The following is a 15,615-nucleotide window of genomic DNA, read 5'->3' as shown; positions in this document are numbered from 1 at the left end:
AAGAAGTGGGTGGACAGCCACGAGTCCACGTGGAAGAAGTGGCTGTCCTGACGTTCACCGCGCCAGCCGGGCGGCGATCGTGTGCCCCTGGCCGACGCCGGGCAGGCCCCGCAGGGCAGAACGGCCCTCGACCGTCTGAGCGCCGACATCGCGTCCGCGGACGAGGACCTCCTGACGCCGCTGAGCGAGGCCGAACGGGAGCAACTGGCCTCCCTGCTGCGGCGCGTGCACGCCCACCACCAGGAGAGGGGACCCGCGGCCGGGTTCCGTGTGACGGCTCAGGCCCGCCAGGCGTAACGGCGTTCGGGCCGGCCGGCGGCGCCGTAGCGCAGGGACACCTCCGCACTGCCGATGCCGTGGAAGTACTCCAGGTAGCGCCGGGCGCTCACCCGGGACACGCCGGTGGCGGCGGCGCACTCGCTGGCGGACAGGGTGCCCTCCGCCGCGCGCAGGGCCCGTTCGACGAGTTCGGCGGTCTCCACGCTCATGCCCTTGGGCAGGGCGGAGGCCGGTGCCGGGCCGAACGCGCCGGCCAGGACGCGGTCCACGTCCGCCTGGCCGCGCACCACGGTCGTGAGCAGCCTGCCTCGCTGCACGGCGTAGCGCTCCAGGCGCAGCCGCAGATCCTCGAAGCCGAAGGGTTTCAGGAGGTAGTCGACCACGCCGCGGCGGACGGCACCGCGTACCGTCTCGGCCTCCGTCGCCGCGCTGATGACCATGACGTCGCAGTCGTGCCCGGCGGTGCGCAGCCGTGGGATGACGTCGAGCCCGAAGAGGTCGGGGAGGTACAGGTCCAGCAGGACGAGGTCGGGGCGCAGTGCGTCGACCGCCTCGATGGCCTGTCCGCCCGTGTGGGCCGTGCCGACCACGCGGAACGGCTCGACCCGTTCGACGAACGCGCGGTGGACCCGGGCCACCATGAAGTCGTCGTCGACCACGAGGACGTCGACCGCGCCCGCCTTGCCGCCCGTCTCGGTCATGGGGCCGCTCCTTCCGCCACCGTGCCCGCGAGGTGGCCGACCGTCATCCGCGCGGTGAACACGGCCCCTTCAGGCGTGTTGCACACCGAGATCTCTCCCCCGTGCCGTTCGCAGACCAGCTTGGTCAGGGCCAGTCCGATGCCGCGTTCGCCCTCCCGGGCGGCCTTGGTGGTGAAACCGTGGGAGAAGACCTCGCGGGCCAGTTCCGGAGCCACGCCCGGCCCCGAGTCGCGGACCGCGATCTCCACGCTGGAGGCGTCCTGCCGCAGCGCCACCTCCACCCAGGCGTCGTCGCGTGCGGCGGCGGCGTCGACGGCGTTGTCCACGAGGTTGCCGACCACGGTCGCCACGTCGGCGGCGTCCTCGGGGGTCAGCCTCTCCAGTGCGGTGTCGTCCGAGATGCGCAGGCTGACCTTCCGTTCCGCGGCGAGGGAGGCCTTCGCCATCAGCAGCGCGGCGACCGCGGTGTCCCGGACACGGCGGCTGAGGGTGACGTCGAGGGACTTGCGGTGCCGGCTCAGCGCGCGGATGTAGGCCACGACTTCGTCCTGCTCCCCGATCTGGATCAGCCCGGAGATGGTGTGCAGCTGGTTGGCGAACTCGTGCGCCTGCGCGCGCAGCAGCTCCGAGGAGCTGCGGAAGGAGCCGATCTCCCGTTCCAGCCGGGCCAGTTCGGTGCGGTCGCGCAGCGTGGTGACCGAGCCGAGGGGCCGGCCGTCCTTGGTGACGGTCATCCGGTTCATCACCAGGACCCGGCCGTGGCGGACGACGACCTCGTCGCGCTCGCCGGCGGCGGTGCCGGACAGCACGTCACGCAGCCGCCCGTCGACGCCGAGGCCTTCCAGGCTCTGGCCGACGCAGTCCTCTGGAAGGTCGAGCAGGCGGCGGCCCATGTCGTTGACGAGGGTGAGCCGGTGCTGTGGGTCCAGGGCTATCACGCCCTCGGCGATCCCGTAGAGCATCGCCTCCCGGTGCTCGGCGAGCCCGGCGATCTCGCCCGGCTCCAGCCCGAGGGTCTGCCGTTTCACCCGCCGCGCGAGCAGCCAGGAGCCGGCCACACCGAGTCCGCTGGCGATGCCCAGGTACGCGAGCAGATAGGAGGAGGCCCCGCTGAGCCGCTGCCACACCGTCGGATCGGCCTCTCCGATCATCACCGTGCCGAGGATCCGGCCCAGGTTCTCCTCACTCGCCCCGAGGACGGGCACCTGCGCGGCCAGTTCGCGGTTGCCGTCCAGCGTGAACTGGCCGGACCAGCCGCGCCCGCGGGCCGTGCCCGGCCCCAGCCGAAGGCGCTCCCCGACGACCGTGGGGTTCGTGGAGCTGACGATCCGCCCGTTCCCGTCGGCCACCGTCACCGAGGTCACCCCCGACTGTGCCTGGGTGGCGAGCACCAGGGGGGCGAGCGCCTCCCCCGGCGCGGGACGCACCAGCTGGCTGCGCACCAGGGGGTTGGCGGCCAGCTGCTCGGCGAGCGCGCCCACCCGGCGTCCTTCGACGCGGTTGAAGGTGGCCTGGGACTGGGCGAGGGAGACCGCGGCGACGGCCAGCAGCACCACCACGACGATGGCGAGCTGGAGCACCAGCATCTCGCCCGCGAGCGAGTGGCGACGAAAGGTGGCGACCACGACGAACTCAATCTGCGATGCCGCCGGGGAGCGGGCGGCTCATGTCCCGAGCCGCACCATCATGACGTCCACCAGCCGAAACCGAAAGAGAGCGGTCACCGCCCGCCCTGCTCGGGGCCGATGCCCCGCGGCTCCCCGCCCGGCTCGGGGCCGATGCCCCGCAACTCCCTGATCGTGCCGCCGAGCTTCGCGCGGAAGGACTCCAGCAGCGCCGGTTTCACGCTGACCACCCAGCGCGTGCCGACGAGGTACTTGCCTCCGTAGACGCGGGCCTCCTCCAGCCAGGTCTCCTTGAGCTTCTCCTCGGGGAAGGTGGTGATGAGGTAGTCGGCCTGCTCGGTGTGGCACAGGCCCTGGCGCAGCTCGTCGGCGTCGATGCGGATCTTCGGCTTGCAGCCGGTCAGCCCGGCGATCACCTCCACCTTGGCCGGTGCGACGACTCCGGCGGCCGGAGCGGCGGTCATGCTCGGCGTCGCCGTGCCGCCGCCGTCGGCGCCCTTGCCGGCGTCACCGCCGCCGCAGGCCGTGACCAGGGGCAGGACGACCAGGGCGCCGGCCGCCGCGAGGGCGCGCGGCCGGCGGGCACGGGACGGGGTGCTGCGAGTGGATCGTGCGGGCGGTTGCTGCTGGGACACGTCGCCTCTCCGGGTGCGGTCTTTCGGCAGGTGTTCGACAGGAATACGCACAGGTCCGGGCAGGCGTTCACGCCTCACACGGCCTCCGCCACCGCCTCGCCCCGCGTCCCGTCGGCCGGTTCCGCGAACTGGGTGCGGTACAGCTCCGCGTACCGCCGCCCCGCCGCCAGGAGTTCCTCGTGCGTGCCCCGTTCCACGATCCGGCCGGCCTCGACGACCAGGATCTGGTCGGCCGCGCGGACAGTGGAGAGCCGGTGGGCGATCACGACGGCCGTACGGCCTTCGAGCGCTTCGGTGAGGGCTTCCTGGACGGCGGCCTCGGAGGTGTTGTCGAGGTGCGCGGTGGCCTCGTCGAGGATGACCACGCGCTGGCGGGCCAGCAGCAGCCGGGCGATGGTCATGCGCTGGCGTTCACCGCCGGACAGGCGGTAACCGCGCTCACCGACCACGGTGTCCAGGCCGTCGGGCAGGGACCGTACGAGGTCGTCCAGACGGGCCCGGCGCAGGGCGTCCCACAGATCGCTCTCGGTGGCCTCGGGACGGGCGAGCAGCAGGTTGGCGCGGACGGTGTCGTGGAAGAGGTGGCCGTCCTGGGTGACCATGCCCAGGGTCTGCCGCAGCGACCGGGCCGTGAGGTCGCGGACGTCGACGCCGCCGATGCGCACCGCCCCCTCGTCGGTGTCGTACAGGCGCGGCATCAGCTGCGCGATGGTCGACTTGCCCGCGCCGGAGGAGCCGACGAGTGCCACGGTCCGGCCGGGTTCGGCGCGGAAGGACAGGCCGTGCAGCACCTCGTCGCCGCCCCGGCCGTCCAGGGACGCGACCTCTTCCAGGGATGCGAGGGAGACCTTGTCGGCTGCGGGGTAGCCGAAGCGGACGTTCTCGAACTCGACCGCGACGGGCCCGTCGGGCACCGCACGCGCGTTCGCCTTCTCCTCGATGAGGGGCCTGAGGTCGAGCACCTCGAAGACCCGCTCGAAGCTGACCAGGGCGCTCATCACCTCGACGCGTGCCCCCGCGAGCGCCGTCAGCGGCGCGTAGAGCCGGGTCAGCAGCAGCGCGAGCGACACGACCGCGCCGGGTTCCAGGGCGCCGCGCAAGGCGAACCAGCCGCCGAGGCCGTAGACCAGGGCCAGGGCGAGGGCCGAGACGAGGGTGAGCGCGGTGATGAAGGCCGCCTGGGCGGTCGCCGTGCGGATCCCGATGTCCGCGACCCTGCGGGCCCGCTCGGCGAACTCCCGCGATTCCTCCTCCGGTCGCCCGAACAGTTTGACGAGGGTGGCGCCGGGGGCGGAGAACCGCTCGGTCATGCGGGTGCCCATCGCGGCGTTCAGCGTCGCCGCCTCCCGCTGCATCCGGGCCATGCGGCTGCCCATGCGGCGGGCCGGGATCACGAACACCGGCAGCAGCACCAGCGCCAGCAGGGTGATCTGCCAGGACAGCGTGAGCATCACCGCCAGGGTGAGCAGCAGGGTGACGACGTTGCCGACCACTCCGGAGAGGGTGGTGCTGAACGCGCGCTGGGCGCCGATGACGTCGTTGTTGAGCCGGGAGACGAGGGCGCCCGTACGTGTGCGTGTGAAGAACGCGACCGGCATGCGCTGCACATGGTCGAAGACGGCGGTCCGCAGATCGAGGATCAGATGCTCCCCGAGCGTCGCCGACAGTCTCCGGCCGAGGATGCCCAGGGCCGCCTCCGCCACCGCGATCAGCGCGATGAGCAGGGCGAGACGTACGACCCTGCTCTCGTCCCCGTCCGACACGATCGTGTCCACGACCCACCCGGCCAGGACGGGTGTCGCCACGGCCAGCAGGGCGGTGCCCACGCCCAGCAGGACGAAGAGGGCGATGCGGCGCCGGTGCGGGCGGGCGAAGGCGCCGATGCGGCGCAGGGTCGCCAACGCGAAGGGGCGGCGCTCCTGTTCGGCGTTGATCACGCTGTGCAGCTGTGTCCACGCTGTGGTCTCCATGCTCATGAAGGCGACCGTAGAACCTCAAGCATTATTGAGGTCAAGGAAGCTCGCGCATTGCCCCGACATCCCGCACAATCAGCCCGATCCCCCTCTTCCCCGTCCCTTCGCGCAAAGGCCCCGATGACGCTCCCCACCCAGCCGCTTCCCGCGCGCAATCCCCAGTCCCCGCTCCCGCAACCCTCAGTTGGCACGGCCTGGACAGCCTCTTCAGACGTGACAGCGGTACAACTCCCCGAACTCCGCCCGGGACGACTCCCCCGTCGCGTCCCGGTCCGCCGTCTGCGGCAGATCCTGTGTCTGCTCCCGCTCCTGCTCGTCACCGTGGTCGCGGTGCGGCACCGGTCGGTGCTGGCCGACGGTTTCGCGCATCTGGGCACCGCCGAGTGGCCCTGGCTGCTGGCGGCGGCCGGCGCGACCTGCCTGACCTGGGTCGCCGCCGCCTGCACCCGGCAGGGTGCGGTCGTCGAACGGCTGCCCCGACGGCGGCTGCTGGCCACGCAGTTCGCGGCCGGCGCGGCCAACCACCTGCTGCCGACCGGGCTGGGTGCGAGCGCGGTCAACCTGCGGTTCATGACGGTGTGCGGGCTGCCGCTCGCCCGTTCCTCGGCCGCTCTCGGCCTGTACCTGCTCGCCGAGAGCGCCGGCCGGGTGCTGCTGCTGGGCGCCCTGCTCGTCGCGTTCCCCGACGCGCTGCGCCTGGGCACGCTGATGCCGGAGACGGCGTTCGGCCCGCTGCTGGCCGGCGTCGCGGTGGTGCTGGTGATCGCCGCGACCGTGCTCACCCTGGTACGGCGGCTGCGTTCGGCCCTGGTGTCCTTCTTGCGGACGGCGCTCGGCGAGGCGCGCTCGGTGCATGCCCGGCCCGCCCGGGCCCTCGCGCTGTGGGGCGGCGCCTTCGCCTTCCCGGCGCTGCAGGCGTCCGTACTGGTGCTGGTGGGGCGGGCGCTGGGGCTGGACGTCCCGGCCGCGCACATGGCGGTGGCCTACCTGGCCGCGACGGTCGCCGTCGCGCTGGTGCCCACGCCGGGCGGCATCGGCTCGGTCGAGGCGGCATTGGTGGTGGCGCTGGTCGCAGCGGGCGGCCCGGTGGCGGTGGCCACCGCCGTGGTGCTGGCGTTCCGGGTCATCACCGTCTGGCTGCCGCTGGTGCCGGGCGCGCTGACGCTGGCGGCGCTGGTGCGGCTGAAGGTGATCTGACCCGGGCGGAACCGAGCGTGACGGTCTGTCATGTGCAGTAACTCACCCTCCTCCGCCCCCCGTCTCCGGTACGGAACCCCGTACGGGATACGGCAGGATGAACGATCGTGCCGACCGCAGGTCAGGGTGGTCGGGCACCTTCTGACATCCCGGAAGACGAGCAGGTGACGACGTGACGAAATCTCACATCCGGCCGCAGGTGGCGGCGTTCGCCGCGGTTCCCCGCCCCGGAGGTGACCGGTGAACCGGGCACTGACCGTGGACGATCTGCTGTTCGCCGGCATCGCCCTCGGCTCGGGCCTGCTGGCGGCGTTCGCGCTGCGCGTCCTGCTGCGCTGGCTCGGCCGGCACGCCGACCGCACCCGCTGGAGCGGCGACGACGTGATCGTGCACGCGCTGCGGGCCGTGGTGCCCTGGGCGGCGGTCGTGGGCGGTGTGGCGGGCGCGGCGGCGGTGCTGCCGCTGACCAGGACGGTGCAGCACACCACCAACCAGGTGCTCACCGTGCTGCTGATCTTCGTGGCGACCGTGTCGGTGGCGCGGGTCGTGACGGGGCTGGTGCGCACGGTCACCCAGTCCCGCTCCGGGGTCGCCGGATCAGCCACGATCTTCGTCAACATCACCCGGATCCTGGTGCTGGCGATCGGCTTCCTGGTGGTGCTCCAGACCCTGGGCATCTCGATAGCGCCGCTGCTCACCGCCCTCGGCGTCGGCGGTCTGGCCGTCGCCCTGGCTTTGCAGGACACCCTCGCCAACCTCTTCGCGGGCATCCACATCCTCGCCTCGAAGACCGTCCAGCCCGGTGACTACATCCGGCTCAGCAGCGGTGAGGAGGGCTACGTCGAGGACATCAACTGGCGGCAGACGACGATCCGCAACCTGTCGAACAACCTCGTCGTGATCCCCAACGGCCAGCTCGCCAAGGCCAACATGACCAACTTCATGCGCCCCGAGGAGCAACTGACCGTCCTGGTCCAGGTCGGGGTGGCCTACGACAGCGACCTGGAGCACGTGGAACGGGTCACCAACGAGGTCATCGCCGAGACGATGACCGAGGTCGACGGCGCCGTGGCGGACCACGAGCCGATCATCCGGTTCCACACCTTCGGCGACTCCCGCATCGGCTTCACCGTCATCCTGGGTGTCGGCGAGTTCAGCGACCAGTACCGGATCAAGCACGAGTTCATCAAGCGCCTGCACAAGCGCTACCGCGCGGAGGGCATCCGCATCCCCGCCCCGGCGCGCACGGTGGCGCTCCAGCAGGGCGGGGTCGTCATCCCGCAGCAGCGGACCGTCGAGATCGAGCCGGGCGGTCTGAGCCCCGCCCGGCTCGACTGAGGTACGACGCGCGGCTGAGAGGCGCGCTCGGCCGGGGCACGGGCCCTCGGCCGAGACGCGCGGGCTCGATTGGGACGCACCGCCACGACCGAGAGGCGACGGCGCGACGGAGAGGCACGCTCGGCCGGGACACGGGCCCTCGGCCGAGACGCGCGGGCTCGGCCCGGACGCACCGCCACGACCGAGAGGCGACGGCGCGACGGAGAGGCACGCTCGGCCGGGGCACGGGCCCTCGGCCGAGACGCGCGGGCTCGGCCCGGACGCACCGCCACGACCGAGACCCACCGCCTCGACCGAGACGCACCGTCACGACCGAGACCCGCCGCCCTGACCGAGACCCGCCGCCTCGGCCGGGACGCGCCCGCTCGTTACAGCGTCGCGGAGTTCTCGTGGTGGCGGCTGTCCCTCCGGTCGCGCGGCGACGCGAGGGACGCCTTCACCGGCGTCACGGTCCAGTCCGGGTGCCCCGGCATCCGCGGCGTCTTCGTGCCGTACAGCCAGTCCCGCAGGAAGCCGGTGAGGTCCTGTCCCGAGACCTCCGAGGCGACGGCGATGTAGTCCTCGGTGGAGGCGGTGGAGTCGCGGTAACGCTCCAGGAACGTGCGTTCCAGGGCCGTGAAGGCCGCCTCGCCGACCTGCTGCCGCAGCGCGTACAGCACGAGCACGCCGCCCAGGTAGCGCTGGCTGTCGAACAGGTTGGCCGCATTGGGCGCCGCCACCGGCCCGGAGTCGCGACGCCACTGGTCGCCCTGGGCGTAGGTGTGCTTCATGCGCGCTTCCAGCGTGGTCATGCCAAGCGAATCGGTCCAGCCGCGCTCGTAGCGGTACAGCAGGCCGTAGAAGTCGGCGTGGCCCTCGTTCAGCCACAGGTCGGCCCAGCTCGCGGGGCTGACGCTGTTGCCGAAGTAGGAGTGGACCAGCTCGTGCATCATGTGCGAGCCGATCTTGCTCTCCTCCTGGAGGAGGTAGTTCGGCTTGTAGAGCGTGAGGGTCTGGGTCTCCAGGCCGGTGAAGTCGAAGGCGTTCGAGGCGTCGTTGTTGCAGGGCAGCAGGCCGTACGTCTCGAAGGGGTACGCGCCGAGCCGCTGCTCGACCCACGCCACCAGGGCCGGGGTGAGCGCCAGGGCCGGTTCCAGGGCGGTGGCCCGGGCCACCGGGACGACGTCGCGCAGCGGCAGGCCGTGCGGACCCTGCCTGTCCTTGATCACGTAGTCGCCGACGGTGATCTGCACCACCTCGGTGGCGATCGGCGAGCGGGAGCGGTACGTGTACGCGGTCAGGCCGCCGGACAGCTGCTCGGTGCGCACCAGCATGCCGCTCGCGACGCCCCGCAGCCCGTCGGGCACGGTGATCCGGAAGGTGAAGTCGGCCTTGTCGGAGGGGTGGTCGTTGCAGGGGAAGACGGTGCGCGCCAGGTCCGGCTGGCAGCACACGGCGAACCCGTCGGGGGTGGGCACCCACCCGCCGGTGGGCGCCGGGGCCCGGCGCGGGTCGGCGCCGTAGGCCACCTCGACCTTGACCCGGGATTTCGTCGCGAGCTGCCGGGCGGGGGTGATCCGCAGCTTCTCGGCCACCTGCTCGACGGAGGCCGTGCGGCCGTCGACCCGGACGGAGCGTATGTCCAGGCCGCGCGCGTCCAGGGAGAAGCGGCTCAGGGCCTGGGTGGTGCAGATGGTCAGGGTCGCGGTGGCTTCGACGAGCTTGGCCGTGGCGTCGTAGGCGAAGTCGAGGTGGTAGGCCGAGACGCGGTATCCGCCGTTGCCGAGGGCGGGGTAGACCGAATCGCCGAGGGTCTCGGCGCCGGGGGTGGCGCCGGTCCCGGGGGCGGCCTGGGCGGGAATCCCCGTGGTGAGTGCCGCCGCGGTGCCGATCAGGGCGGCCGCGGGGGCCGTCACTCTGGTGCGATATCTCATGGTCCGCTTTCGCTCGGACGGCCGGGTGGTCAGGTCCGGCCGTGGCTGGGAGTGAGTGATCTCTCTCCAGGACACGCGAAGCGGGCGATCGGTTGCACGAAACCGGTCGCGGACCCCTGTCGAGACGAGGTCGATCACGAGATATCTTGATGTCGAGCAATGTTGCAGACGTGGAGCGGAGCACCCGGTGACTGACTCGACCATCATCTATACGCACACTGACGAGGCCCCCGCCCTGGCGACGTATTCCTTCCTGCCGGTGGTCCGGGCGTACGCATCGCAGGCGGGTGTCCCCGTGGAGACCCGCGACATCTCGCTGGCCGGACGCATCATCGCCGTGTTCCCGGAGTACCTGACCGAGGACCAGCGCATCCCGGACGCCCTCGCGGAGCTCGGCGAGCTGGCCAAGACGCCCGCCGCCAACATCGTCAAGCTGCCGAACATCTCGGCGTCCATCCCGCAGCTCAAGGCCGCCGTGGCCGAGCTGCAGGGCCAGGGCTACGCGCTGCCGGACTACCCGGACGACCCGAAGACCGACGAGGAGCGCGAGATCCGCGCCCGCTACGACAAGGTCAAGGGCTCCGCCGTGAACCCGGTCCTGCGTGAGGGCAACTCCGACCGGCGCGCCCCCGCCTCGGTCAAGAACTACGCCAAGTCCCACCCGCACCGCATGGGCGCCTGGACCCCCGAGTCCAAGACCAACGTGGCGACCATGGGCCAGAACGACTTCCGCTCCACCGAGAAGTCGGTCGTGATCGCCGAGGACGGCGCGCTGCGCATCGAGCTCGTCGGTGACGACGGCACCACCACCGTGCTGCGCGAGTCCGTACCGGTGCTCGCCGGTGAGGTCGTCGACGCCTCCGTGATGCGCGTCGCCGCGCTGCGCGAGTTCCTGACCGCGCAGGTCGCCCGCGCCAAGGCCGAGGGCGTGCTGTTCTCGGTGCACCTGAAGGCGACGATGATGAAGGTCTCCGACCCGATCGTCTTCGGTCACGTGGTGCGCGCCTTCTTCCCGAAGACGTTCGCGCGGTACGGCGACAAGATCGCCGCCGCCGGTCTGACCCCGAACGACGGTCTGGGCGGCATCTGGAAGGGCCTGGACGCCCTGCCGGAGGGCGCCGAGATCAAGGCCTCCTTCGACGCCGAGCTCGCCGAGGGACCGGAGCTGGCGATGGTGGACTCCGACAAGGGCATCACCAACCTGCACGTGCCCTCCGACGTCATCATCGACGCCTCCATGCCGGCCATGATCCGCACCTCCGGCCACATGTGGGGCCCGGACGGGCAGGAGCACGACGCCCTCGCGGTCATCCCGGACTCCTCCTACGCGGGCGTCTACCAGGCCGTGATCGAGGACTGCCGGGCCAACGGCGCCTTCGACCCGTCCGTCATGGGCACGGTGCCGAACGTCGGTCTGATGGCGCAGAAGGCCGAGGAGTACGGCAGCCACGACAAGACGTTCGAGATCCCCACCACGGGCACCGTCCGTCTGGTCGACGGCAACGGCACCGCCCTGATCGAGCAGACCGTCTCGGCCGGCGACATCTTCCGCGCCTGCCAGACCAAGGACGCGCCGATCAAGGACTGGGTGAAGCTGGCCGTCACCCGCGCCCGCGCCACCGGCGACCCGGCGGTGTTCTGGCTGGACGAGACCCGCGCGCACGACGCCAACCTGATCGCCAAGGTCAACACCTACCTCGCCGAGCACGACACCGAGGGCCTGGACATCCGGATCCTCAACCCGGTCGAGGCGACGAAGCTGTCCGTGGAGCGCATCCGCCGCGGCGAGAACACGATCTCGGTCACCGGCAACGTCCTGCGCGACTACCTGACCGACCTGTTCCCGATCCTGGAGCTGGGCACCAGCGCCAAGATGCTGTCGGTCGTCCCGCTGATGGCGGGCGGCGGCCTGTTCGAGACGGGTGCGGGCGGCTCGGCGCCGAAGCACGTGCAGCAGCTGGTCAAGGAGAACTACCTGCGCTGGGACTCCCTGGGTGAGTTCTTCGCCCTGGTGCCGTCCCTGGAGCAGTACGCCAAGGTGACGGGCAACGCCCGCGCCCAGGTGCTGGCCGACACCCTCGACCGCGCAACGGCGACCTTCCTCAACGAGGACAAGTCCCCGACCCGTCGCGTCGGCGGCATCGACAACCGCGGCAGCCACTTCTACCTGTCCCTGTACTGGGCGCAGGAGCTGGCCGGGCAGACCGACGACGCGGACCTGGCGAAGGCCTTCGCGCCGCTCGCCGAGACGCTCGCCGCGAACGAGCAGAAGATCGTCGACGAGCTGGTCGGCGCCCAGGGCAAGCCCGTCGAGATCGGCGGCTACTACCAGCCCGACCCGGCGAAGGCCGCGGCGGCCATGCGCCCGTCCACCACGTGGAACGAGGCCCTGGCGTCCCTGAGCTGACGCCATGGGCCCTTGCGGCCCGCCGACTCCGCCCCGGCCGGCACAGCGCCCGGCCGGGGCGGAGCCGTGTCCGACCCTCCCCCGGCCCGGTGGGCCCCGCCTCGATCCTTTCGGACACCACCGGAACAACGTCCTGGAGCCGCCCCGTGACCGACGCCCCGCACGCCTTCGAGCTGCTGACCGGAGACCGACGGTCGCCTGTGATCCTCCACGTGCCGCACTCCGCACGGCAGATACCGGACGCCGTGCGGGAGCGGATCGTGCTCGGCGACGAGGAGCTGGGGCGGGAGCTCGACCACATCACCGACGCGCACACGGCGGAGATCGCCGAGACGGCGGCCGGGCTGGCCGCCGTCACACCGTGGCGCTTCGTCAACCGGCTGTCGCGGCTGGTCGTCGATCCGGAGCGGTTCCCGGACGAGCGGGAGGAGATGCTGGCCGTCGGAATGGGGGCGGTCTACACGCGGACCACGCACGGCGGGGTGCTGCGGCCCGGCAGCGTCGATGCCGGGCCGCTCGTCGAGCGGTACTTCGAGCCGTACGCGCGGGCGGTGACACGGGCCGTGGCGGACCGGCTGGAAGCCACCGGACGGGCCGTGATCATCGACGTGCACTCGTACCCCAGCCGGAGGCTGCCCTACGAGCTGCACGGGGAGGGGCCCCGCCCGGCGGTCTGTCTCGGCACCGACTCCTTCCACACCCCTCCCGCGCTGCTGGACGCCGCCCGGGAGGCGTTCGGGGAGACGGAACTCGACACCCCGTTCAGCGGAACCTACGTCCCCCTGGAGTTCTACGGGAGGCGGCCCGAGGTGAGCGCCCTCATGGTCGAGATCCGCCGCGACACCTACATGACCGAGCCGGGCGGCCCCGCCGGGCCCGGGCTGGAGCGGCTCGGCGGGGCACTGGCGCGACTGGTGGACGCCGTGTCCCGCTGAACCGCCCTGCGGTGATCCGTGGTCACCGCACCGCGATCAGGCCCGCAGCCACTCCGTCTCCACCACGTCCCCGCCGGTCCGCAGCCGCAGGGCGAACGGGCCGGACAGCGGAACGTCGGTGGTGAAGCGGCCCAGGTCGTCGGCCGTGAGCGGGGAGCCGGGCCGCGGCCCGCAGAGGACCTCGATCCGGGCCGGTTGCGGCGGCAGCACCTGCCCCATCAGCCCCCGCTCGGTCACCTCGACGTCCACGGTCACCTCACCCGCCCGGAACGTCAGCATCCGGGGCACGTCGGCGACACCCCTGACCGGGAGGGCGTCGACCAGCGAGTCGAAGGCCAGCTCGGCCACGCGCGTGTCCAGGTCGTGCAGCGCGTAGGCGTCGACCGCGATCTGCTGGAGCACCGCCGGAACCGGGTCGAGGACGGCGGCGGCCCGCCGCAGCTCCTCCTCCAGCAGATCGTCGTCGAACTCCCGGTCGTCGAAGTCCTCTTCGCCGAAAAGGTCGTCGTCGTTCATGCCGTTCATGCCGCTCACATCGCCCCCCGTGCCTCGAGCCGGGCCCGCAGGCGCCTGAGGCAGCGCTGGCGCAGCGGCCCGATGCTGCCCACCGCGATCCCCAGCGCGGCGGACACGTCGTGGTAGCTGGGCGGCGGCGTGGCCATCAGCACGCGCAGCAACTGCCTGCATCGCTCGCCCAGTTCCTCGAACTCCTGCCACAGCCGCCGGACGCGTTCGCTCTGCGCGGCGGCCTCCTCGGAGTCGAGCAGCGACTGTTCCGGCGTGCCGTCCTCGCTGACCCGGTCCAGCATCCGCGGGTCGTCCGTCAGAGTGAGTCGCTGCGCGCTGCGGATGACCTTCAGGCACTCGTGGCGCGCGGTGCTCGCCAGCCACGCGCCGGCCTTGCCGGGCTCGCGGATCCGCCCGAGGTGCTGGGCGAAGCGGAACCACGCCGTCTGGTACACCTCGTGGGCGTCGGCGTCGGAGAGCCTGTGGGCCCGGACGACGGACCACACCAGAGGGCTCAGCCCTTCCACGAGCGCCTTCCAGGCCGCCGCGTCGCCGTCGGCGGCCGCCTGGACGAGCGCGCCGGCATCAGTACGGTCCACGGCAGCCCCACCCCTCGAGTACGGCACGTCATCGTACGCCGTGGAGGGGGCGGCTTCGGCCATCACAGTCCGGGGCCGAGGCGCACGACGGGGACCGGGCGCCAGGTGGGCGGACGCAGCGCCGGAACGTGCGCACCGCGCACTTCCGCGAACTCCGTGTTGGTGTGCAGGAGCTGCTGTCGGGCCGCGCGCGGGTCGGTCTCCTTGTGCGCCGTCATGTGGGCGGCGACCAGGCCGGCGGTCACCGGGGTGGCGAAGGAGGTGCCGCTCCACTGCGCGTACCCCTCGAACATCACCTGGTCCGGCTTGGCGGCGACGCCCTCGTCGCTCAGCACGCCGCTGTGGCGGGGGTGGCTGCACGTGCAGCCGTAGGAGAAGCCGTAGCGGCAGGCGTCGTAGGTGGAGTGCTGGTAGACGTACGGGACCGGGGAGTCGAAGCCGGTGAGGGCGCTGGTGAGGCGCTCGCCGGGGGCGTAGACCTTCACCCAGGGGCCGTGGTTGGTGAAGCAGGCGCCGAACTCGCCGTCGCTGCGCAGGGCGCCGACCGACAGCACGGAGTCCTCCCAGCCGGGCAGATCGGCGTAGGCGGCGGGCCAGAAGGGCGTGGCGCCGGCGTTGTTGCCGGCGGCGGCGACCAGCAGGGTGCGCTGCTCGCGCAGTTCCCGCATGAAGTTCTCGACGCCCAGCAGGCCGTCGGTGCGGCCGTTGGCTGTGCCGGCGGAGAGGCTGAGGACGTCGGGCCAGCCGCCCGCGTCGACGGCGTCGAAGAGCCTCTCGCCGAACTCCGACTCCAGGATGGCGCCCGCGTCGTTGAGGGTGCCGCGCACGGTGATGTCGGTGTTGGGCGCCACGGCCGCCACGAGCCCGGCGATGAACGTGCCGTGGCCGACGTACTGCTGGAGGACCCCCTGGTCGTCGCACTCCCGCACCTGGACGTCGCCGCCGGTGTGGGCCAGCAGGCCGCAGGAGCGGTAGTCGTGCGTGAGGCCGGTGTCGACGACGAGGACGGCCACGGCGGTGTCCGGGTCGTGGGGCGTGTCGGCGGCGGCCGGGTTGGGTGGCTCGCTGAGCGGTGCGGGCACGGGTTCGTCGCCGGGGCACGCGTTGACGGCGATGTGCACCACGTGATTGCGGGCGACCATCCGGTGCCCGGCCCGGGACTCCTGCTCCCGTACCGAGCGCAGGGCGTGGGCGACCGCACGGTCGGCGTCCCGTCCGCCCTCGCCCGGGTCACCGACCCGGATGCGGGTGATGCCGCTGCGGTTGGTCTGCGGGCCCGCGCGCCGGACCTGCTCCTGGTCGAGGTCGGGTGCCGCCGTGAAGTGGGCCCGCACCGTGTCCTCGACGACCCGGGCCTCCTCTCCGTCACGGACGAGGACCACGCCCTTCTCGTACATGAACTCCGCCGAGTCGTCCGGGCCCATCGCCAGGGGGACGTCCGGCATCGAGCGCTGGATGTGGTCGAACTGCTCGTGGAATCGCTGAGGTGCCATGGCGGGTCCTCCC

General features: G+C 72.1%; 13 protein-coding genes. 5 read left to right on the top strand and 8 right to left on the bottom strand.

Features of this window, described 5'->3' with window-relative positions; all coding sequences use genetic code 11:
• Positions 1-81 precede the first annotated feature (81 nt).
• Entirely contained in the window at positions 82-297 is a 216-nt protein-coding gene (locus tag AB0937_RS19280) for a hypothetical protein (RefSeq protein WP_366713120.1), read from the top strand.
• Here the strand turns inward: AB0937_RS19280 and AB0937_RS19275 are convergent.
• The 4 genes from AB0937_RS19275 to AB0937_RS19260 form a co-directional block, all read right to left on the bottom strand.
• Positions 279-980 (bottom strand): response regulator, encoded by a 702-nt coding sequence (locus AB0937_RS19275; protein ID WP_366713119.1) that lies wholly within the window; start codon positions 978-980, stop codon positions 279-281. The two genes, AB0937_RS19280 and AB0937_RS19275, sit on opposite strands and share 19 nt — an antisense overlap.
• On the bottom strand, positions 977-2,605 hold the full coding sequence (locus AB0937_RS19270; RefSeq protein ID WP_366713118.1) for an ATP-binding protein: 1,629 nt from the start codon (positions 2,603-2,605) through the stop codon (positions 977-979). Before AB0937_RS19270 ends, AB0937_RS19275 begins: the two co-directional genes overlap by 4 nt.
• 95 nt (positions 2,606-2,700) lie before the next feature.
• The gene (locus AB0937_RS19265; RefSeq protein ID WP_366713117.1) at positions 2,701-3,240 is read right to left on the bottom strand and encodes a hypothetical protein; all 540 of its coding nucleotides are present in this window, start codon (positions 3,238-3,240) and stop codon (positions 2,701-2,703) included.
• Positions 3,241-3,314: 74 nt separating this feature from the next.
• Positions 3,315-5,210 carry an ABC transporter ATP-binding protein gene (locus AB0937_RS19260; protein WP_366713143.1) on the bottom strand — a complete coding sequence of 632 codons (1,896 nt, stop codon included), beginning with the start codon at positions 5,208-5,210 and terminating at the stop codon, positions 3,315-3,317.
• Positions 5,211-5,510: 300 nt separating this feature from the next.
• Between AB0937_RS19260 and AB0937_RS19255 the strand changes: the two genes are divergently transcribed.
• Positions 5,511-6,410: a lysylphosphatidylglycerol synthase transmembrane domain-containing protein gene (locus tag AB0937_RS19255; RefSeq protein ID WP_366713141.1), complete on the top strand. Its 900-nt coding sequence runs from the start codon at positions 5,511-5,513 to the stop codon at positions 6,408-6,410.
• Positions 6,411-6,650: 240 nt separating this feature from the next.
• On the top strand, positions 6,651-7,748 hold the full coding sequence (locus tag AB0937_RS19250; protein ID WP_366713116.1) for a mechanosensitive ion channel family protein: 1,098 nt from the start codon (positions 6,651-6,653) through the stop codon (positions 7,746-7,748).
• Between the two features lie 368 nt (positions 7,749-8,116).
• Here the strand turns inward: AB0937_RS19250 and AB0937_RS19245 are convergent, their stop codons facing one another.
• On the bottom strand, positions 8,117-9,661 hold the full coding sequence (locus tag AB0937_RS19245; protein ID WP_366713115.1) for a M1 family metallopeptidase: 1,545 nt from the start codon (positions 9,659-9,661) through the stop codon (positions 8,117-8,119).
• Positions 9,662-9,848: 187 nt separating this feature from the next.
• Here AB0937_RS19245 and AB0937_RS19240 point away from each other — a divergent pair, with 187 nt between their 5' ends.
• Positions 9,849-12,068 (top strand): NADP-dependent isocitrate dehydrogenase, encoded by a 2,220-nt coding sequence (locus AB0937_RS19240; protein ID WP_366713114.1) that lies wholly within the window; start codon positions 9,849-9,851, stop codon positions 12,066-12,068.
• A gap of 146 nt (positions 12,069-12,214) precedes the next feature.
• Positions 12,215-13,003: an N-formylglutamate amidohydrolase gene (locus AB0937_RS19235; RefSeq protein WP_366713113.1), complete on the top strand. Its 789-nt coding sequence runs from the start codon at positions 12,215-12,217 to the stop codon at positions 13,001-13,003.
• 36 nt (positions 13,004-13,039) lie between these two features.
• On the opposite strand, the gene AB0937_RS19230 is transcribed toward AB0937_RS19235, so the two are convergent.
• From AB0937_RS19230 to AB0937_RS19220, 3 genes are all read right to left on the bottom strand, one after another.
• Positions 13,040-13,519, bottom strand: a complete 480-nt coding sequence (locus AB0937_RS19230) for a hypothetical protein (RefSeq protein ID WP_366713140.1) — start codon at positions 13,517-13,519, stop codon at positions 13,040-13,042.
• A gap of 14 nt (positions 13,520-13,533) precedes the next feature.
• On the bottom strand, positions 13,534-14,109 hold the full coding sequence (locus tag AB0937_RS19225; protein ID WP_234845394.1) for a sigma-70 family RNA polymerase sigma factor: 576 nt from the start codon (positions 14,107-14,109) through the stop codon (positions 13,534-13,536).
• Between the two features lie 62 nt (positions 14,110-14,171).
• A complete protein-coding gene (locus AB0937_RS19220; protein ID WP_366713111.1) occupies positions 14,172-15,602 on the bottom strand; it encodes a S8/S53 family peptidase in 1,431 nt (476 codons plus the stop codon).
• Positions 15,603-15,615: the final 13 nt, after the last annotated feature.

The organism is Streptomyces sp. NPDC047880, from assembly GCF_040706515.1.
GTDB lineage: Bacteria > Actinomycetota > Actinomycetes > Streptomycetales > Streptomycetaceae > Streptomyces.
This window is presented reverse-complemented; position numbering and strand designations above follow the sequence as displayed.